Below are 21,115 nucleotides of genomic sequence, written 5' to 3' on the forward strand. Positions count from 1 at the left end.
GCGGCGTGAACAGGCTAGTGTGCTCCAGCCAGAAGGCTGGAGGATCGGGAGGTTAATCGAGTTTGCCGCCGGAAAAAAGAGCGATTCGCAAAGAACCGTGAATTTGCCGCACCACGACCGCGATAGCATTCCACGCTACTGCCGCATGCGGTCCCCTTGCAGGCCCGCGTTGAGCCAGCCGCCGTTGGTCTGCACTTCAGCGATATTGAGGGTTCCCAGCCGGTTGACCGGATCGGGCAGCTTGGCGACCGGAATCGGTTCGAACTTAAAATCGGCCGGCAATTCGTCCAACAACCGTCGCTTGAGGACGTTCATCTGTTGAATAAAGCGTCCGCCACGCATCCCTTCGGGGGCTGTCACTTGGACATCGTCGCCGCGGACGGCAACATACATCCCGTCGCGTTGTTCCACCGTGTACCCGAAACGAACGTTCATCGCCACCAACGGCACATTTTCCAAGAACCACGTCTGCCCACGCAACACGATTGAAATTTTGTTCCCTTCGAATTCGACCTCGATCGGCCGCTCGTCGGCAAAATGAATTCCCATCCCTTCAGGAATCTGCTCCTGATCTTTCTCCGATAGCTTGATCCCCAAAACCTGGAACTCGCGGCGGATGCTGTCGATCTTCCGTCCCGCATAGATCCGCTGGCAAACGCTGCCGACCGTCGATTCGTGAAGCATCACGCCGATGTCGCCGGCCGCCTGTTTCGGCAGCGCAGTGTAGGCCGGTTGGGAAAGTCCCGCATCGAACCGCAGCGCGACGGTCAACTTACTGGGATCGGTCAAAAAGTCGAAGGTTTGTGGCTGCACGTTCAATCGCAGCAGCGATCGTTGGACCTCGATATCGAAATCACGGCGGGCTTCAGCGATCTCTTCGACGATGTCTTCGTCGAACCGCTTCAGAAACGAATCGCTGGTTCGGTTGGAAAGATCGTGCCGCGCTTGCGGTTGCTCTTTGGCGATTTCGTTCCCGGCGATTCGCCGCACCAACTTGCCGATACCGCCCCGGAATTTGCTGCAAACCTGTTCGGTGCGCAGATTGGAATTGGCTTGCGCCGTTCCTTTAAGCGTCAGGAACTGGTCCTCGGAAAAGATCACTGTCTTCTGAGCCGTCAGCACGGTGTCGCCGCGGAGCGTAAATGAAACCGGTCCCTGGCGGCCGTTCATCGTCGATTGTACCGTCCCCTGAAATCGAACCTCGCACTGACCGGGGGAAGTGCCGCTGACCGGATGCATCGTCGCGACACCCGTCAACACCGCCTGGCCTGTCACCTGCACCTTGTCTTTGTTTTCGCGGATCGGCTGGACTTCGGTCACCTGCCGCGCAGTGAGTGTCGCCAAGGCGGCGGCGGAGACATCGACGTTCGTGTTCGCCCGACCAAAGCGGTCGGCGACGCGAGCCAATTCAGCGGCCAGTTGTTCGCGCGATCGAAACCATTCGGTCAGCTGCGCCATGCGTCGGATCTCCGCCGACGTTCTGGCGTGATCCTGCAGGGCCAACAGATCGGCAAATTCATCCCGTCGTTTTTCGAAGTCTTGAGCCAGCGTTGTCGGCCGATCGGCCAGCAGTTCCGGGTCGTCGGGAAATTGTTCCAAATCGATTTCGAACTGGGCAATCTTTTCCGCCGAAATCGACTGCCGACGGGCCAACACCAGTCCGCTTCGCAGATCGACCAAGTGCTTTCGCAAACGAGTCAACGACGGCCGCTCGATTCCATCGTGCAGTCCCGCCAGACGATACATCGATGCGGTGACCGCCTCGATCGCATCATCGTCCACTTGGTCGCTCGCCAACGCTTCGCCCAACGGATCGAACAACAAATAGTCTCGCCAGGCCGGACCGCTGCCGGCATACTGCAGCATCGCATCGGCCTCCCGCAACGCATCGACCGCCTCGGATCGCCGCTGTTGCAGCGTCGCATCGGTGATCGGTTGAAACGTCGATTGTCGAATCCGATCGATCAAGTCATCCGCATCGACAGTTTGCGACAGCATCCAACACAAACCCAACAACGGCAGGGCGCTACGAAATTTCATCATGGTGCAGGTTCAAGTGGTAGATCAAGTTGTGAAGTCAAATCAATGGTGGCGGGCATTCATGCGGGCTATGTCATCGAAGTTCCAAGTCCCGGCGGACCTGGAGCCGCGAGAATCAATCGGTCTGTTCGCGGTCGTAGGCACCGATCACGATCGTCCATCCTGAATCGGTCAAATTGCCGACGCTGCCGATCATCCCGAAGTACTTTTGCACCTCGGAGAACGGAGGCAGTTTGGAAAAATCGGTGTCGGGCCGCGGGCGGTCTTCGTCGGACTTCAACAGCATCAACAACATGTTGCCGTACATGCTCTCGGCTTGTTTTAGTCCATCGAGTCCATCGCTGCGAAGGATCTCGTAGGTGTGACGGATATCGCGATCGCCGCGGACAAACCCTCGCATAAACGACTGCTCCGTCGTCCAAGGTTCCATGCGTTGGGTCATCGCCGCGAACTCTTGACTTTCGGCCAGCGGTTTGCCTTGGCTCCCCAAGACCACATCCTGGACCATCGTCGCGTGCGTGGAGATCCACAACCGCCCATCGGCGACCATGATGCCAGCGCGAGTGAAAGTGGAATTGCCCTGCTTGTCCTCCAACGCGATCTCCCAGAGATCGAACTTCTGCCGCGGCAACCGGGATCGAATCGCTTTGTTATCATTCCGCAAAAATCGGTAGATCAACGATGCCACGCGGCGCTCCTGCACCTTGGGGTTTTCGATCGGGATGGCGATCAAGGTTCGCTCTCGCCGCTCCGCCTCCAGGTAATCGCTGTGCGTGACAATTTCCGGTTCCAGCATCGGCAACAAACCACCGATCAAGTCGAAACCGAGATCGTTTTTCCAATCGCCCAGCGTCGCCTCCCACGCGCCGGGGGCGTCGGTCACGTCGTCGTAGACATCCCCGATGTTGGACAACATCGACAGCAAGTTCCAACGATTGACCATCGCATTGCTGGTCGTATCGTGAACGAAAGCGGGGGGAGTGAGGTCGCCAGCGACAAAGTCGAGCGACTTCAATGCCTTTTCGCGAGGCGGCGGCGCATCGATCTGGATGTCGTTCAAGAAGTCAAATCCGCCGTCGCCAATCCAGCCAAATCCGCCGATCCCTTGGATCCCCGCAAACCCATGACGCAGCGGGAATGGCGGGCGATCGGGATGAGCGCTCGATACGGTCCCTTCCTTCTTATTCATCACGACCGCCAATCGGATCACATCGGCATACCAACGAACGTCGGCCTCGCCATCGCGTGGCGGTGCGGCGGTCATGCGTTGGTACGCGGCAACCGATTGCAGACTCTTCCAATTCGCGGCATCAGCCCAGCCCGAAACGATGCGGGTTGCGATCGCCACATCGCCGCTGATCAACAAACCGTGGTCGGTGTACGCGTAGAGCACCTGTTCGTCGTCGGACATGTCGTAGATCTTCGCCGCGATCGGAAAGCTGGCGTTGCTGGCGCGGCCCCCATCGGAAACGATCTGCCGCCCCGCCTCATCGATCATCTTCTGCGCACTTTCGGCAGACATTTCGATCAAGAAACTCATCGACAATTCGTCAGCGGCCGATTCCAACCCCGCGATCGACAGACGACCAGACGCATATTCCTTCAGCTGCTTGTCGTCGAAGCCGTAGGCGCGGCGGAGGCGGGCGGAGAAGTCTTGTTCGCTGTCGGCGAATTCGGTCCGAAAGTTGGCCATCGCCGGACTGTCCCACAACCGTCCCATGCTCGTCGCCGCCAGCTTCTCTTGAAAGCTTTTGAAATTGGCGATCGAGACGAAGAAACGCGTATCGTCAGGGAAATGCTCCGCAGGATCGGCGGCAGCCACGTGGGCGACCAAGAGAACAAGCAGGAGCCATTGTTGAGCAAATCGCATCATCGGATCAGCACTTCGGGGTGTGTAAAGCAAAGTTGTCGAGAGTTACCGACGTGCGATCACAAACGATCCGCATCGCGGCACGCCACCATTGTAGTTAGGCAAAATCACCAAGGAAGACGTAACCGGCTACGGAACGGGTTTGATTTGCAGAGCGTCTCGAGCCAGCTGCAAATAGAGTTCCGGGATCTCGTCGGCGCGATCAAACACATATTGCTGCAACACTTCGCGACCGAGTTCCAGTTTGCCATGGTGTTTGATCATTTGCATGGCGAACACGAGGGCCAACCCCGAGGTCAGTGGCGGATCGTCCAATCGCTGCACCAGCTCTTCAAACGTTTTGCCGTTCCAATCGACTCCCGACCAAGCCCCCACGATGAACTGCATCTCCCGTTGGAAGAAGGCGCCTTCCTGGAAGTGGTCGATCAGCGAAATACATTGGCTGTAGAGGATCGAATCGACCTCGGGGTACTGCTTCAGCGTGGCGTCCCCTTCGTACGCGATCTGCAAAATCGCTTGATACAGGATCATGTTCAACGGCAGCAGGAAGACGTCGCGCATCGAATCTTGCCGCAGCAATTTCGCTCGCCCGATCCGTCGACCTCGCGGTCCGTCGTTGACATGCGACGAGATCTGTTCGATCCACTCCGGCGGAATCTTTTCGCTCCGCAGGATGATGTTCAACAGCACCCGGTCGTCGACTCCCGATCCGCCCAGAACCGCCTCCATCACTTTCCGCATCTCTCCGGCGCGGTATCCGTCGGACCAACAGACTAAGATCGGTTCGGCATTGAACGCTTCGAGAACCATCGGCACGCCCGAGATACTGGAAAGTTCCTGCGGCGTCGGCCAGCCCTTGTACCAATTCCGGATCCGGCCCTCGAGCCACAGTTTGTTCGCACCGGCGATGTCCCCTTGATCCTCCAGGATGATTCCCAAAATCCCGCAGGCTTCGCTAAAGTGCGAATAATGGATTCCTTCGATCGGCGTTTTGGGATCGACGCGTTGGAGGAACGCTTCGAGATCGCGCTGCGCCGCCGGCAGGTCCTCTTGGGCATGGGCAATCCGCGCCCGATCGATCAACAGCGGCAGATGGGCCGATGCGATCTTGTCGATGTCGTCGTCCAACCATGGCGCGATCGTCTGCAGCGCGTCGTCGTACCGCTGTTCCAGAATCAACATCCAAACGAGGTCGCTGAGTATCGCCGCCCGTTCGATCTCGTCGGGTTGGGGCAGTTGATCGATCTCGTCCAACAGCGATCGAAGTTCCGGTATCGCTTGCAAACGTGCTTCGTGTGGTGTCAAAGAACGGTCGCAACGAATCACATCGCACCAACGCCAAACGGCCATCCGCCGCCACGCGGGATCCTCGCTGAACAGATCGATCGCCGACCGCAGCGCATCGGCATCCCCCTCGGTCAAAAACGCGATCCGCGACCGCTGGCCCGCTTTGACAAGCATCTTGGAAAACTGCAGCTTGTCCGACGCGGGAATCAACCGCTGCACATCTTCCATCGAATACAACGTCTGCAATTTATCGTGCAGATATGACATCCGAACTCGCAGTACCGGGGTGTCAGCGTAGACCGCCAACAACCGAACCGCTGCATAGAGGTACCAACGCGAGTCGTTTTCGTCGTCCGAACCGCTGGGGGAATGGTTCTCGACGATCTCTTCGAGACGCTGAAAATACTCCTGCGGCGATTCATATTCGTAGGTCAGCGCCAGCTTGAATAGCGCTTCGACATCGCGCGGCCGTTTGGCGTAGTGGCTGCGAGCCCCGCTGATGTCGTCGGCCGCAAACGCTTCATCACCCAATTGAATCTCGCGATCGGCCACCAGGGACGTGTCATCGGCCACCTGGTACTCCAGGACTGGCCGCTGCACCACGGCAGATGGCGGACAGATCAGCCCCAGTTCTCCCGGATGTTGTGGACTCAACGGGAACGGATCTTGGAACTCCATCGCGTCGCGGCCACCGACGGAGAAGCTGAGTCCGGTCAAGCCTTGCCGCCGCGCCCGCAGGCGGAGGTTGTTCTTTAATGCAACGGGTTGCTGGCGCAGGATACTGTCGCCCCGCAGCGGATCTTTGCGAATGATGTACATCCGCACGCGATCCATCTGGTTCGATTCTTCCAACGTCATCAAATCGTCGGGGAGATACGACGGGTCGTAATCTTGATCGGCGACGACAAATTGATAGCCGCGTTCCTCGTCGGAGTTGATCAGCAAACCGATCATCGGCGTCTGCAGCGATTCGATCCCAAAGTCGACGGCGATGGAGACGTTCCCCTTGGGATTCTCCTGCAGCGGCAGCAGCCATTCGTCGCTGAAATCAACGGGTTCACGTACCCAAACACCATCGTCGGCGCTGAATTCGTCCTCGGGATACGCTTCGGCGACCAGCGGACGCCACTGCTGCAACCGTTGCTCCAATCGCTGGCGAACCTGGGTTTCCGTCGCGAGAAACTCCTTCGATTTGGGCCACGGATATTCGGCGGCGACGCGAGCCAATTCGGCTTCGACCCTCGATTCGATCTCAAGGGTGATCACGCGTTGGTCCAACAACAAGTTGATCGGGTTGGTCCAGACGTTTAACAATCGCATCCGCCGCAATTCATCCTGCGGCGGTTCCCCGACGCGCTGTCGTAGCGTTTCGATTTCATCCAGCGTTCCCGTCAGCGTTTGCGCAAGCTGCGGGTCCAGCTGCATTTCGGCCACCGGTAGATTCGGTTGACTCTGCCGCCGCTCTTCGACAACGATCTGACCGTCATACTCTTGTTCGGCTTGCGACAACGCCAACTGGTTTTGCAGTTTAACGTTCGCCCGTTCGACAGCCCGCTGAGCCGTCTTGGTCTCCTCCAACGCATTCAACGAGATCACGGTCGCAGTCGACGTCGCCAACGCGATCACAAACGTCGACGCGATCAACGCCGCACTCCAGCTGCGGTTCTTTCGCGCCCAACGCCCCGCCCGACCAAGCCACGATTCGCGGACGACCGAAACGCGTTCATCGGCCAGATAGCGGTCGACATCCTCGGCCAATTCGCGGGCCGTTTTGTAGCGCCGCTCGCGATCGGGATCCATCGCGGCCCGACAGATCGCCACCAACGGTTTGGGCAGATCGCTGCGGATCGACCGTGGTGAGGGCACATTTCCGCTGCGGACCTGTTCCAGCAACTCGCCGACCGACGAAAAGCCTTGATTCGAAAAAGGAGCGATGCCGGTCATCAGATGATACAGCGTCGCCCCAAGGCTGTAGACATCCGCTTGGGAGCCCATCTGTTGCGGATCGCCGGAGGCTTGTTCGGGCGACATGTAATAGGGCGTTCCGACCACCGCGCCTTGCTGCGTTTTCGCCCCGCCGGAACCGGACAACGAAACGGGTTGTCCAGGATCGGCCGTTTCGGCCACGTGGTCGGTCGCCTTGGCCAAGCCCCAGTCGACGACCAAATTCTCGCCGTATTCCCCCAGCATGATATTGGCCGGCTTCAGATCGCGATGCAGCACGCCGCGGCTGTGTGCATACTCAATCGTGTTGCAGACGCTTTGAAAGCGATTCAACAGACTGCGCAGCCGGCCGGTAAAATGTTCCCCATTCTCGGGAGCATGCAGGGTCGCGATCTCGTCGGCTAGGCTGTTGCCGGTGATGAACCGCATCGCATAATAAGGACGGCCATCGTCGTAGCGTCCCAACGCGTAGACCGGCACGATCCCGGGATGCTCCAAACGTCCGGTGATCTCCGCCTCGTAGATGAACCGGTTCTGGCTGTCGAGGATATCGGCAAACCGTTCCTTGATCTCCTTGATCGCCACGTCGCGACCAAAGTCGAGATCTTCGGCCAGCGAGACCATCCCCAGGCCACCTTCGGCATGCTTGTGCAGTTTGCGAAAGCGGTCCTGACCGTGAGAGGTCACCTCGCGAGTCGGCCCCAGATCGGTGTTGGGCAGCGTCTGATAGGGATCGTTCTCAGCGGCGCTGGGGATCGTGCTGAACGGATCGGCCTCGCCGGGATCCGCAGCGCCCGTCGATTGTTCGACCGAATCCAATTGCGAATCGGTGAGCGTGTCGTGTTGACTCGCGTCGTCGGTCGAAACCTCGGGAGGAAAGGTCTGCAGCGCCGCGTCGACAAAGGCTTGCACTTCCTGCTGCGACGCCGATTCGGGAAGCGAATCGAACATCTGCCGGATCACAGACGATTGTGACGGATCGATCGCGCCGTCCGATTCCATCCGCTGCAGAATCGTATCGATCGACTGGCCCGTATCGACCGCATCGCGCAGAAAGTCTTGATGCGCGTCGGCCGACGCTCCCATGTGCCGCAGCGCGGCGAGTATCCGATCTAGGTCTAACTGGTGACTCATGACAGCCAATATAGCACCCCAACCAACAAACGCCAGAAACCGTTGGGAGGTTTGCAGAGCAATTGAGTGCTTCAATTTGAGGTATCAGCCGCCACGCTGGCAAGTTCGCGGCCGAGTCGCAAGCTATCGGCCAGCCGCGTTGTCCGGACATCGCGACGAAATGCTGCACGCCCCCGAAGGAAGTCTTGTCGTGGTGCATTGCATCCAATATCAACCGGGATCCGAAAATGTAGATTCCGTCCTCACAACCCGCTCAAACTCAGCGAGACCGCCGAAACGCTGGCGTCCCAATAGTGAAAGAGGCAATGGGGCTGTCAGTCGAAATAAGTTTGCATTACAACGACCAAGCATGTGCTGGCTGAAATCTCGCTCGATTCGGGCGTGGTTGCGGCAGAGTTTAATTGCTTCACGACCGATCGAACGACAACGATGAGGAACTTCGATGAGCGGACTTTATTTGACCTGTTTTAGCATCATGGCGTTGGCGATTGCTGCCACCACGGTCCAAGCCTGTTCTCGCATCCTGTGGAACAGCAATAAGCTGGCGGTCGTCGTGTCGCGGACGATGGACTGGCCGACATCGACCGAACCGATCTTGACGCTGCTGCCGCGCGGTCTGCAACACGACGGCGGAAAAGTGGGACCGCAGGTACTGGTCAAAGAGAACCCGGCGAAGTGGACCTCAAAATATGGCAGCTTGGTCACCACGGTCTACGGGATCGGGACCGCCGACGGGTTCAACGAGAAGGGCTTGGGCGTACACATGCTGTTCCTAACCGCCACCGATTTCGGCGAGCGCGACGAAACGAAGCCAGCGGTTCACGCGGGGCTGTGGGGACAGTACCTGTTGGACAACGCGGCCAACGTCAAAGAAGCGATCGAACTGCAAGAAGCGATCCAGATCGTGATGGTCGAAGCGAAGGGACGCATGGCGACGGTCCATCTGGCGATCGAAGACGCCAGCGGCGACTCGGCGATCCTGGAGTTCATCGATGGCAAGCTGGTCGTCCATCACGGTCGGCAGTTTCGGATCATGACCAACGACCCGACCTACGATCAGCAGATCGAATTGCTCGACAAGCTCGACTTCTCCAATCCCAGCAGCGAAACGCCTCTGCCCGGAAACGTCAAACCAACCGATCGCTTCCAGCGGGCAAGCTACTATGCGGCGCTGCTGCCCGAACCGAAGAACGAACGCGAAGCGGTTGCCGGTGTGCTGGCGATCGCCCGCAACGTTTCGGTCCCCTTCGGTGCTCCCTACAAAGGGTTTGGAATCTACAACACGGAGTATCGCACCGTGATGAACCTGACCAACCTGCGTTATTTCTTCGAACTGACGACCAGCCCCAACGTGATCTGGGCCGAACTTTCAAAGTTCGACCTGAATCCCGGTGCCCCCGTTAAGGTCTTGGATCCCGACAACATCGATCTCTCCGGCGACGTCAGCTCGCATTTCCAGACGCTTCCGCAAGCGCCGTTCTAAGTCGGCCCGATCGCGATCAACTTGCCCCGCGGCGATCTAAAGCGCATAGTACAAGGGTGAAGCGTGTCCCTTGGTACAGATCGTTCGATCGTCGACGGGAGCGTCGCGATGGCAAGCATCAAAGCGAAAGTCGCCTCCAAAAAACAACTCCGCCAACGTCTCCACTGCGAAGTGAGACGATGGCCCGTCCCCTCGGCACGCGCCGAACGTCCCTCGCGAGATCCTGCGGCGAGCTGGAGGAGCATGCGATTGATGTTCCTTCACGTTCTTTTCGGTAGCATTCCCGCACCGCCCCCACCGAGAATCGCGGCAGATCGAAATCGCCAGCAACAGCAGCGGCATGCGAGCACCAACGGTCCCAAATTCGCTGCGATCTCGGCGACTGGAACGCCGATTGCAGCCATAGCCTCGAGAACGAATGTTTCTATTTCTTCCGAAGGAGGTTTCCAATGTTTGTCAAAGAAAGAGCGACTGGCGATCTAGTGCGCATCGAACGCGTCGACGAACTGGCCAACCCGCAATCAAGCTGTGTGCTTGGCTGGCGGCAGGCGGGTGAAGAGGAGCAAGAGGTGATGCAGTTCCGCAAGGAAGGACTTGTCTTTCCTTCCAACGAACCGTTGCCGCAGTGTTGGTGTGATGCACACTACCAATGCACCGATATCGCGAAACGTTATACGCCAGTTGGCCACTAGCGCACGCGGCGTCCCCGGGCTGGTCGCAGGATACATCGAACCAGCTCGGGTCACGCGGCGGTAGGTTAGTGAAGGTAGGCAAGAGCGAACAGCCGTCGATAACAGTGGCCGACATACAGTCAACTGTGAGGACTCGATTGCATCGACGACCTCCATCCACGTTTTCAGATTGGCAAATCGAGATACCGAACCGATTTACCCGCGGGTACAGCCACCGTGCGATTGGGATCCAGAACGGAGCCCGAATCGCATTACAGACAGGCAAACCGGCTGACCAACGCGATTCACTTGGCCAACTGAAAACTGGCGAATTGCGGATGATTGCTCGGATTAGAACCGCCAGTCGGCACGCGGTCGGGGGCTGCCCCGGATTCCCCCAAGTGACGCGTCGCGTACAATGCCTTCCCGAAGCGATGGATTGAAAACTTTTGCACATCCGCTTGTAGTGACGATCCTCGCTAACGATCCAATGCACCCGAGCGGCGAAATCGGGCGTTTTTCTAGAGCAGGCTCTCGCCGCCGCCGGGGACTTGCGACCGATATGCCATCGATGGCAACTTAACCCTGCACAGGACACATGCCTCACCGACACCGAATTCAGTTCCCACCACACGATGCCAATAACCTCGAACAGGATGAGGTCACATTTCAGCTTGTGGAGGGGGACCGCCGGTTGGAATTACGCTTTCACGACTACGACCAAATCTATCTGCGACCGGGGCTCTACGAGCAAGTCTTCTATGATCGGTTGAAATGCACGTCGCCCAAGAAAGTTGGCGAGTTGCTGAAACGGACGCTCGACGGCAGCGAACAGAACTTCACCGAGATGCGGGTTCTGGATCTGGGAGCCGGCAACGGCATGATGGGTGAACTGCTGAAAGCCTACGGTGTCGCTCGGTTGATAGGTGCGGACATCATTCCCGAGGCGAAAGACGCTTGTTACCGCGACCGTCCTGGGGTCTACGACGAATATTACGTCGCGGATTTCACCAACTTGAAACCGGAACTGGCCGAAGAGATCTCCGATTGGTCGATCGATTGCCTGACCTCGGTCGCCGCCTTGGGATTTGGAGATATCCCGCCGGAGGCGTTTTTCCAATCGCTGCAGTTCGTCGCTAAGGGAGGCTGGGTGGCGTTTAACATCAAAGAAACGTTCCTCGACCGCTCCGACAGTTCGGGCTTCTCGCGATTCATCCGAGAATTGATCTTCTCCAAATACTTGGACATCCATCACATCGAACGCTACCGACACCGGTTATCGATGGAAGGAACTCCGCTGTATTATTTCGCCTTGGTCGCGCAAAAGACCGCCGACATCCCAACAGACTTTCTTGAAGTCAACGAGATCGGCAGCTAGCCATCCCCGGATCGCCGCCATGAAGCTACCGTTCGACCCGGCCTCTCACACGAGGGCCGGATCGAGCGGTGCAGTTTCCAATCGCTCCAGCGTCCTAAAGCAACTATTCGGCGGAGATTTTCCAGCCCAACGGTTTGGCGGCGGACAACACTTTCTGGGCCGATTCGCTCTCGGACGAGTCGATCGTCAGTGCATGTTCCGCGGCGGCGAGTGCCAACAGCCGCGTCACGTCGGTCGCTTTGGATAGTCCCAGCAGAATCGGTCCGTCCGCTAAATCAGCTGGCAATTGGTGCAGAGCCAACGAGACGTCTGGATTCCCCAAGCTGGCCAAGATCGCCATGCAAGCGGCCGATCCACTTGCTTCGATACGAACGGTTTCTGCCGCTGGCAGCCCCTCGGCTCGATCGGCGATCAGCGCCAACAGGCCACGGATCTCCGAAACGCCCATCCCATCGATCGATTGGCCGACCAAATGTAACCGGCGGCGCAGATGCGTCGTCTCTTTTACGTTCTCCATCCAACGCGTCTTGCCATCCCCCTGCAACATCAGAAACAGGACGGCTTCACTCTTGCCAGCGATCTGTTTAGCAACGGCATCCAACGCGGCAAATTGATCTTTCTCCACGTTGTATTGGATCGTTTTCCCGTCGACGATGAACTGGAGGTTCTCTTGATCGGGCGATCCGACACTAACCGTAACGCCATCGATCGGCTTGCCGGTTTGTGGCACCGCAGCGATCACGTAACTCTTCAGCGGCGACGTCGATTCGATTTCCAAGGTTTGAAACACAACGCCAGCAACAACTTGGCGGTTCACTTCTTTGACCGTTTGCAGATCAAAACCTTCCAAATTCGTCGTCGCTCCCGGAATGTCGCTCAACTGCGACATCCAATCGGCTTGCAGATCGCCCCATGCGGCTTTTTCGGTCGGCAGTTTCGCGGTCGCCGGTTGTGGGACAAACCACTCCTGCACATCGGTCACGCGTTGATCGGCCGGAATCCCGTCGACATAGACTTGCAGTTGTTGTGGTTCGTGTACTTTGCGAGCGACTTCTTCGATCTCGTCGGTCGAATTCTTCAGGTGTTTTTCGAACCAGGCAAACGCACCGACTCGCAACGCTTGTGTGTCCTTGTGAGGACCTTCGGTAATGTGGACGGCGACCTTGTCGAGAGCTCCCAAGGCTTCGTAAACCTTGGTCGTCTTCTGGTACGTGCGAATTACACCGTCCAATGGAAAGATTCGGTCGCGATGCGAATTGGCGAACAACAGCGCCCGCGGAGCGATCATCGCGGCGACGGTTGCGAAGTCCCATCCGAATCGATTGACCATAAACATGCAATCGCAATGCCCTTCGATGCATCCATCGACCACATGGTTTCGCATGTCGGTGATCCCAGCGACCGGCACGGCCGCTTTGATGCGTTGGTCCAACGCCGCGGTCCACCACGAATAAGATCCGCCGCCGCTGCGGCCGGTCACTCCAAAACGCTTGGCGTCCACTTCGGGGCGGGTCTCCAAATAATCGAGTGCACGCATCGAGTTCCATGCTTCGACACCGGCGGGAGTGTAACCGCGGGAAGCCCACCACCACATCCCTTTCGAATAGGTGCCGTGATGGATCCCTTCGATCTCACCCAATTGAATCGTATCGATCATCATGCAGACATAGCCATGACGGGCGAACCAGACTCCGTGGTGATGGTATCCGACCTTGTTGCCATAACTGACGCCATCCTCTTTCACCCGCGCGTGGCCACAGACGTAGAGGATCGTTGGAAACGGTCCCTCGCCAGCACTTGGCAGATACAGATTCGCACTGACATACAATCCGGGACGCGATTGGAAATGGATTCGTTCCACCGCATACCCGTCGTACTCCATCCGATCGACGATCGTTGGCTTCAGATCCGTTCGCTCGGGCCAAGGATTCAGGCCCAACATATCGCGCAGCTGCAGTTCCAATTCAGGCCGCTGGGCGTTCCATTGATCGGCGGTCAGCGGTTCGGTCAAGCAACGCGATTCAACGGTCGCAGTCCGCTGGGCCAGATAGGCGTCGATCGGCCCGCGGCCGGGATATTCCGCAACGGCCGGGGTGATCCAAAGTAACGCGAGCGCAAACAGACAGGCACGGTGCGGAAGGGATTTCAGCAGTATCATCGATGTTCGGTAGGGTTAAAGGTAGGTAGGGAGAGGTAGGAAGCATCAGTCTAATTGACGTAGGTCCGCAACAAAATAGTCGTGTTGCACCCAGGCGGGCAGAACGTCGAATCGCATCATCATTTGATTCAAGCCAATCATCTGTTCTTGATTTTCCCCATCGCTTGGTAACGCGGGTAACGGGAACAGCACGGCAGCCGCGGTGGGCAAGGATGCAAATCGGGCGATCACCGATTCCAAGTAGAAGCCTTTGATCGTTCCGCCGATCGCGACCAGATCGACTTCCGCGGCGGAATCCAACGCCATCGCGGCCCGCAGCGTCAGCGGCGGTTGGGATTCCGCGACCAACAGGTCTCTGGTCAACGCAGCGATTTGCGGCGAGAAATCGATCGCAGCGGGAACGTTGGCAAACACGCGATCGCGATAAGCCGACAACGCAAAACGGCCTCCTCCGGGAATTCGAGTCAGACCGCTTGCGCGAACTTGGGCTTCGAGCAGTTTAGGCGTTGGAACCACAAGCAATTCGGGAGAGCTGATCCGCAGCGTCGGTGTTGTCGGCCGACTACTAGACTTCGCAAACAACCCCTGATAATCGTCGGAACTTTGGTTGGCTTGCGCGAACACACTCGCCAACCCGGGGAAGCTCGAATCCAATTCTTTCGCTTGCGCAGCGGCCAATCGGGCCCGCCAAGTCAACAGATCGTCGGTGGCTCGCCAGTAACGATCGACCAACGCATCGGCTTGCGGCGACGCTTTCAACAGCTGAGCCAGCGGTGGCTGAACCGCTCGTGCCAGGTCCGCGGACTGGGTGTGGCCTGCGAGGGGTGCGATCACGTCGAGGTAACGCATATAGAGGCCCGCGGCATCAGCCGCCGTCGCGCGACTCGCATCGGCGACGATCAATTGCGGCAGCATCGCCAGCATCTTGTTGTTCCACTGGGCCGCGGTTTGCGTCCAAGGTCCATGCCCCTGTTTGGGAACCGCATCGAGATTCTGCAGGATCCAATAGATTCCTTGACAGCGGACCAACCCTAGCTGGGCTGCCTGCCATTTCGCGAAGAACTTTGCAAACGCGTCGGGGCCGGTCGCCGGTGTGCCTTCGATTTCGCAACTGCCGGTTTGACCGATCGATGAAATCGCGGCGGTCAGTTCAGCGGAGAAGGCTTCCAGATCGGGCGTCTGGCTCGCGAGGATCTCCTTCAACCTTGTCGCCGAAGCCGCTTTGCGTTCGGTGTGCCAAGCGTTTTGAAACGAATGGAAGACCGTTTCAAATGGCTTGATGTAGGGCTCGCGCTTCGTGAAATGGATCCAGATCAAATCGTCCCACAATTTTTCTTCGGCAGACCGATAGGCGGCCGCCGCGGCTTGCAAGTTGCCTTTGGAAGCCAGTTCGCTAATTCGTTGCAGTTCCTTCTCTCGGCCGCGCGTCCCTCTGTCCAACGCTTTGTAAGCAGCCGCCTCCAGCTTTTGTCCGCGTTGCGTTCGTTCATAAAAGACAGCGCCGTGATGGGCTTCGCCCCACATCTTTTTGCCGCGGATCCGCAGTTCAAAGCCAGCCGGTTCGCCCATGTCGATCAAATCTTCGGCCAGATGCTCTATTTCAGTTCCGGCAAAGGTGCAACGGGCAATCACTTGGTGTGAAATCTCTTCGATCCGGCCACTGGTACGCGCCGCATTGATCTCCTCCACATCCTTAAAATTGGCTTTCCAAAGCGATTCGCACTTGGCAACCAGGGCTTTGCTGTCGCCACACAATCCGTGCACTCCCAAACTTGCATTGGGATCGCGATTGCCGGGATTTGCAATCGCAGGGAGAACAGACACGACAAGCAACAACAAGAAAAACAACCGAAACATGTCGAACGCTCCTGATAACAGAAGAGGGTGATAAGAATGGAACCATCTTACCACTCGCGTCCCCACGCGTGTGCATTGCGATCGGTCGTGGCTATCGACAAACGAACAGCCCCCTCTGCAGCGTTATCCCTCTTCGACAGCTTCTTTGATCGCTTGGACAATTCCCGGCCGAGAGATTGCCAACGAGGTCGCTCGATGGACGTCGATCCCCAGTTCTTTACCCAAGCGGATGGCGAGGTCGACGTCGCGGATGCCATGGAACTGGTTCGTCGGCGTCCCATCGACATAAATGGTGTCGCGGTCGTTCCGGAAGCTCGATTCCAAAGCGTCCGCCAGTTCTTCGATCCAGGCTTCGGGAACACCTCGGCTGCGGCAGTGCTCGACCGGCCAGATATCGCGTCCGGTGCATTCGTCCAACAGAGTCAGGGCGAGATGTCGTTGCAGCATGGGAACCTCCACCGGTCAATTAGAAAGACTTGCCATTCGCGTCGACGTGTCCCCGCGCCACACATAAACGCCCAGCCCAAGCACACAGATCGTGCCGACGGTTGCAAACAACGCGGCGAATCCCAATCGATCCCCCACGTACCCCAACACCGGTGCACCGACAAGCGTCCCCAGATCCAACATCATCATCGCTAGCGCCGCTCCCGTTCCACGGACCTCGTTTGGAAAAGGCTGAATCGTCAACGAAGTCATCGTATGAAACATCATCCCGTGGCCGGTCCCCGTCAACAGCGCCGGGACCACGATCAACCATGCGTGCGAAGCGCTGACGAGGCTGTAGCTGAACATGCCGATCGCCATCGACGCCATCCCCAAGATCAGGATCTTATGTGGCCCGATCCGGTCGGGCAGATCGCCCAACCACAATCGAACGGTCACGCCCCAGCCGGCGTAACACAAAAAGAAGATCCCGATCACCGACACCTTGCCGATCGCAAGCGGCGCGTTGTCGATAAAACTGGCGACAAAGATGAATGGCGCTGTCATGCAGACGCCAAAGACAAAGTCGACCAACAGAATCGCCCCGGGCCAATACTGAAGCGTCGTCGCGACGAAATCGGACAGCTTCACCGACCGCCGCGTCCCATTGCTGGCGGGGGTCCGCATCATCAACAAAAACAGCGCCGGCAACAAACTGCTTCCCCCCGCGACGAGAAACAACCAGACAAAATCGGCCCGCTGTCGGGCGACGAGCGCTGTTTCCGCACCGTTGCCTAAGATCAGATCGCCCAGCCAGGGGCCGATCAACATTCCCACAAATCCCCCCGCCCCCAAGACGCCAATCGCTTCGGTCCGGCGATGCTCTGGCGCGGTTTGCGAAATGTAGGTCAATCCGCTGGCAAACACGATCGCGGCAGCTAACAACGTGCAGGCGCGGATCGCATAGATCAATGGATTGAGATCATCCAGGCACACATTGGCCACTGCGGAGAATGAAAACAAAAGGTACCCGTACAACCACATCGTTCGGGAACCCAAGCGATTGATCCATTGCGCGATCCAAGGTCGCAAGAACAACCCCAGCGTCGCACTGGCTCCCATGATCATGCCGACCTGCCCCAGATCGCCACCGAGGAACTCGATCCAACGAGAGTAGTGAGCCATCAGAGTGTTAGCGATCACAAAACACATTTGGCTAGCAAGCGCCAACATGAAGTTGCGGTCGTAAAGACGCGGCGTTTTCTCGGTCGCTTCGGTCACGGTTTCTGCAACGTCGGCGGACCGTCGATCCATCCCAACTTGTTCAAAAACCGGTCCGCTTCGATCACCGTCTTGTGATACCAAAGGCCATCGTCGTTGCGAACGTTAAAGAAGCCGTGCCCCTGCCCCTGGTAGACATGCAGTTCGCTATCGACTTCCACCGCCAAAGAATCGTCGCGGAACTTTTCCGCCGTGGCGACCGGAATCAAACGATCTTCGCTGCCCAAAAACACGATCGACGGCGGATCGTCTTTGCTCAGATTATGCGCTGGGGAAAACTCCCGATAGCGATCGCCAACGCGGGCCGTTCCCCAGCCACCGGGGCCGTTGTCGTACACCGGGTTGAACAACAGCATCGCCTGGCTCTTGGCCGAGACGGGCAGATCATCGGTCGCCGCATCCCCGCCGTCGACACAGCCGACAAACGCGGCCAGATGGCCACCCGCCGATCCACCCGCCGACGCGATGCGATTCGGATCGATTCCAAACTGTTCGCTGCGAGCCCGAATCCAACGCATCGCCGATTTGGCGTCCTGGACGCAATCGACCGGAGGTGTCTTGGATTTGCGATCCAACAAACGATATTGCACCTGGAAACAGACCACGCCGCGAGAGGCAAAGTACTGGCTGTGAGAATTGAACTGTCCCGGTTCGCCCCCGACCCAGCCGCCGCCATGAAAGAAGACGATTGCCGGACGCGGTTGCTTCGACTCCGCCCCCGCAGGCTCCGTGACGTAAAGCATCAAATCTCGCCCATCCACCGTTTTGTAAACGTGAGCAGGCGCGTCGGGTTTAGCAAAACAGACCGCGACCGGCGCAACACCCAACAAAATCGCAAACGACAAGAATCGGCAAAGGCTTGGCATCAAAGCACCATTCGTGGCGAGTGGGGGGACGGAAGAGGGAAGCAGAAACAGTCGAAGCGGCTTCAGCGGGAGGGAGGGGAGAGATTCGCACCGGCTAGCGGTGAGGGTGGGCGTTTTTCGCGTTACCTGGGGGCTGCGTCAACGGGACGCACCACCCCATGTTCTACCGGGCCAAACATTAAGCGCGTTGCGCCTTGGTTCGCGCCTCACGCAGACCTCGGCTGAGGATATCACGCAACAGCGGCGAGTAGTCTTCATACTTCGCTTGATCCGGAGCTCCCGTCGAGAACTGATAGATCGCATCGCGAGGCTTGACGCCCAGCGACAACAGCGTGCTGCTGACGGTTCCGTAATCGTTGCCGCGAACAACCATCGAAGGTCGGCCGGGCAGAGTCGGAGTGCGAGCGAAGACCTTGCTGGCAACGGCCAGGAACTTGACGGGCGAGTCGAGCGTTTGCAACGTCAACAATCGACGCGCCATCGCGACACGTTCGTCGGTCGGATCGTTCAAGTTGCGAGAACCGATAATGTTCAGCCCCTCGACGAGTTCGACGACTTCGTGCTCTTCTTCCGAATGGATCGCGAAGCCCGCAGTGGCGTCGGCGATCATGATGTTGCATCCTTCGTATCGCGTCTTGCTCAATTCGGTTTGGGCTTTTTCCAAAGCCTTCCGCGACGATCCGCAACGCAACAGATCCAGACACAACAAGCCACGAGATCGCTGCCCAAACAAAGGGGTCACGGTCGCACGGTTGCAAATTCCTACAAACATCCCATTCTGGTTCACACCCAGCCAAGTCCCACCACCGCGTTGGTCGATTCCGCACAGGACGCGCGGTTTTCCCGACTGGATCGAGGGGGCCAAACTGGGGCGGTCGAAGTATTCTTCACGGTTCGCCGCGACCAAGACTGGGCTTTCAGGAACCAATTGATATTGCAAAGCCAATAAGCACATCGTGGTAAGGTCACTTTCCAAAGATCAGAGGCTTAGAATCGTTTAACATCGGCAAAAATTGCCGAACTGGTCTCCTGCACCAGCTCAACTAAATGTATCGCGTTGCGCCCCCCGGTTGCACCCCCTACCGGGGGGTTCCGCCGAGGAATTTGAATCCTTCTCGTTTTCCGCAATTCCCTCTACCGAGCAACGGTAAACTATTCGCTGTCCTTAGTTTACGTATCCCGACACGGTTTGGTTCAGAGGCTGTTGAGGGAGCATTTCAACGGTCTGGTTCACTTTTCGCAACAGGCAGACCGCAGCGAATACAAAAAAGAGAACCGTTACACGCATTGGGTTCGGTGCGTGAAACAGCCAAATCTGGCTTGAAGGGACCCTATCGCCGATGCCGATGATAGGAAAACGCTGCGTGCGGACAATTTGCGTCTTCCAACCCAACCGCCACATGCGCCGTCACTTCAATCTCCAATGGGGCCCACGCCCCCATTAATGCTCCCAGCAGGTATGACCGTGCGAACTGCAGACCCCTCTTTTCAACGACGCGTGCTTGGAATTGAAACCGAGGTCTCGGTGATCCTGGCGACCAAGAAGATCCAGTTGGAAGATGTCCTGAATCTGACCACCGGAGCGATGCTGACGTTCGAAAAAGGGTACGACGAACCGTTGAACCTGGTGATCGGCAAGGAACCGATCGCCTCGGGCGAAGTCGTCAAGTTGGGGGATAAGTTTGGGCTCCGCGTCCGAGAACTGGCTGGCGAAGCGAACGAACAAGGCGATTGAAGTGCCGTTAAACCACCAACAACGCCAACAGATCGCAGCGGTTGAGCGGATCGTTTGTCAGCGGATGAGCGAACAACAGGCGGGGCACGGCGTCGATCACGTCCTGCGTGTCTATCGGATGGCGGGGCAGATTCAAGCGGAGGTGGGTGGCGACCGGTTTGTAATCGACCTGGCCGCCCTGCTTCACGACATCGGCGATGCCAAATTCCACGACGGGATCGAACGAGGCGGCGAGTTTTCGCGTCAAATTCTTGGCGACGTGCAGGTGGCGGAATCGACCATCGATCGGGTCGTGGAGATCGTCGATACGATCTCCTTCCGCAAGGGGACCGATCGCGCGACGCTGTCGATCGAAGCGCAGATCGTTCAAGATGCGGATCGGTTGGACGCTCTGGGTGCGATAGGAATCGTCCGTACGATCGAATATGGCGCTGCCGTTGGACAACCGTTCCATCGATCCGACAACGCCGATGGCCAGCATCCGACGGGCATCGGCCACTTCCACGACAAACTGTTCCGATTGTCGGGATTGATGAACACCGAACCCGCCCGCCGAATCGCCCACCAACGACACGCCTTCATGCAGTCGTTTTTGGATCAATACCAATCGGAATGGGACGCCACGGAGAACGCTTGATGAACGAAATCAGTTGGGATGATTTCCAGCGAGTTGAAATCCGCGTCGGCACGATCGTGGAGGCCGAAGTCTTCGCCGAAGCGCGAAAGCCCGCCTACAAGCTGCGCGTCGACTTTGGCCCCGAGATCGGCATCCGCCGCAGCAGCGCCCAGATCACCGACCTCTACACCCCACAACAACTGATCGGCCGCCAGGTGATCGGCGTCGTCAATTTTCCTCGCAAACAGATCGGACCGATCATGTCCGAATGCTTGATCACCGGTTTCCACCGCGCCGATGGCGCGGTGGTGCTGGCCGTTCCCGATCAAATCGTCGACAACGGCGCGAGGCTAGCCTGAACGCCCGTCT

The 21,115-nt window shown here is 57.9% G+C and carries 15 protein-coding genes; 6 read left to right on the forward strand and 9 right to left on the reverse strand.

Features of this window, described 5'->3' with window-relative positions:
- Positions 1 to 135 precede the first annotated feature (135 nt).
- From EC9_RS16300 to EC9_RS16310, 3 genes are all read right to left on the reverse strand, one after another.
- Positions 136 to 2,043, reverse strand: a complete 1,908-nt coding sequence (locus tag EC9_RS16300) for a hypothetical protein (protein ID WP_145346809.1) — start codon at positions 2,041 to 2,043, stop codon at positions 136 to 138.
- 112 nt (positions 2,044 to 2,155) lie between these two features.
- The gene (locus EC9_RS16305) at positions 2,156 to 3,913 is read right to left on the reverse strand and encodes a hypothetical protein (RefSeq protein WP_145346811.1); all 1,758 of its coding nucleotides are present in this window, start codon (positions 3,911 to 3,913) and stop codon (positions 2,156 to 2,158) included.
- 126 nt (positions 3,914 to 4,039) lie between these two features.
- Positions 4,040 to 8,275, reverse strand: coding sequence for a serine/threonine protein kinase (locus tag EC9_RS16310; protein WP_145346813.1), 4,236 nt, complete (start codon positions 8,273 to 8,275; stop codon positions 4,040 to 4,042).
- A 442-nt stretch (positions 8,276 to 8,717) separates the two neighbouring features.
- On the opposite strand from EC9_RS16310, the gene EC9_RS16315 reads away from it, so the two are divergent.
- The 3 genes from EC9_RS16315 to EC9_RS16325 all read left to right on the forward strand — a co-directional run bounded on the left by EC9_RS16315 (position 8,718) and on the right by EC9_RS16325 (position 11,807).
- The gene (locus EC9_RS16315; RefSeq protein ID WP_145346815.1) at positions 8,718 to 9,758 is read left to right on the forward strand and encodes a linear amide C-N hydrolase; all 1,041 of its coding nucleotides are present in this window, start codon (positions 8,718 to 8,720) and stop codon (positions 9,756 to 9,758) included.
- A 449-nt stretch (positions 9,759 to 10,207) separates the two neighbouring features.
- Complete coding sequence (locus EC9_RS16320) at positions 10,208 to 10,450, forward strand: acetyltransferase (protein WP_145346817.1); 243 nt, start codon at positions 10,208 to 10,210, stop codon at positions 10,448 to 10,450.
- A gap of 577 nt (positions 10,451 to 11,027) precedes the next feature.
- Positions 11,028 to 11,807 carry a class I SAM-dependent DNA methyltransferase gene (locus tag EC9_RS16325; RefSeq protein WP_145346819.1) on the forward strand — a complete coding sequence of 260 codons (780 nt, stop codon included), beginning with the start codon at positions 11,028 to 11,030 and terminating at the stop codon, positions 11,805 to 11,807.
- Between the two features lie 103 nt (positions 11,808 to 11,910).
- On the opposite strand, the gene EC9_RS16330 is transcribed toward EC9_RS16325, so the two are convergent.
- The 6 genes from EC9_RS16330 to EC9_RS16355 form a co-directional block, all read right to left on the reverse strand.
- Positions 11,911 to 13,965 (reverse strand): CocE/NonD family hydrolase, encoded by a 2,055-nt coding sequence (locus tag EC9_RS16330; RefSeq protein ID WP_145346821.1) that lies wholly within the window; start codon positions 13,963 to 13,965, stop codon positions 11,911 to 11,913.
- A gap of 45 nt (positions 13,966 to 14,010) precedes the next feature.
- Positions 14,011 to 15,822: a hypothetical protein gene (locus tag EC9_RS16335; RefSeq protein ID WP_145346823.1), complete on the reverse strand. Its 1,812-nt coding sequence runs from the start codon at positions 15,820 to 15,822 to the stop codon at positions 14,011 to 14,013.
- 123 nt (positions 15,823 to 15,945) lie between these two features.
- Positions 15,946 to 16,269 carry a hypothetical protein gene (locus EC9_RS16340; protein WP_145346826.1) on the reverse strand — a complete coding sequence of 108 codons (324 nt, stop codon included), beginning with the start codon at positions 16,267 to 16,269 and terminating at the stop codon, positions 15,946 to 15,948.
- Between the two features lie 15 nt (positions 16,270 to 16,284).
- A complete protein-coding gene (locus EC9_RS16345; RefSeq protein WP_145346828.1) occupies positions 16,285 to 17,562 on the reverse strand; it encodes an MFS transporter in 1,278 nt (425 codons plus the stop codon).
- Positions 17,526 to 18,272, reverse strand: coding sequence for an alpha/beta hydrolase (locus tag EC9_RS16350; protein ID WP_246105727.1), 747 nt, complete (start codon positions 18,270 to 18,272; stop codon positions 17,526 to 17,528). The genes EC9_RS16345 and EC9_RS16350 overlap by 37 nt, the downstream gene beginning before the upstream one ends.
- A 301-nt stretch (positions 18,273 to 18,573) precedes the next feature.
- Entirely contained in the window at positions 18,574 to 19,350 is a 777-nt protein-coding gene (locus EC9_RS16355; RefSeq protein ID WP_145346831.1) for an NRDE family protein, read from the reverse strand.
- Between the two features lie 543 nt (positions 19,351 to 19,893).
- On the opposite strand from EC9_RS16355, the gene EC9_RS16360 reads away from it, so the two are divergent.
- From EC9_RS16360 to EC9_RS16370, 3 genes are read left to right on the forward strand one after another with little or no spacing between them, the layout of a single operon-like run.
- Positions 19,894 to 20,130, forward strand: a complete 237-nt coding sequence (locus tag EC9_RS16360; protein ID WP_246105728.1) for a FliM/FliN family flagellar motor switch protein — start codon at positions 19,894 to 19,896, stop codon at positions 20,128 to 20,130.
- A gap of 1 nt (position 20,131) precedes the next feature.
- Positions 20,132 to 20,767: an HD domain-containing protein gene (locus tag EC9_RS16365; protein WP_391556701.1), complete on the forward strand. Its 636-nt coding sequence runs from the start codon at positions 20,132 to 20,134 to the stop codon at positions 20,765 to 20,767.
- Positions 20,767 to 21,105, forward strand: coding sequence for a tRNA-binding protein (locus EC9_RS16370; RefSeq protein WP_145346835.1), 339 nt, complete (start codon positions 20,767 to 20,769; stop codon positions 21,103 to 21,105). The genes EC9_RS16365 and EC9_RS16370 overlap by 1 nt, the downstream gene beginning before the upstream one ends.
- The last annotated feature ends 10 nt before the right edge of the window (positions 21,106 to 21,115 follow it).

Origin of the sequence: Rosistilla ulvae (genome assembly GCF_007741475.1) — a bacterium.
GTDB classification, from domain to species: domain Bacteria; phylum Planctomycetota; class Planctomycetia; order Pirellulales; family Pirellulaceae; genus Rosistilla; species Rosistilla ulvae.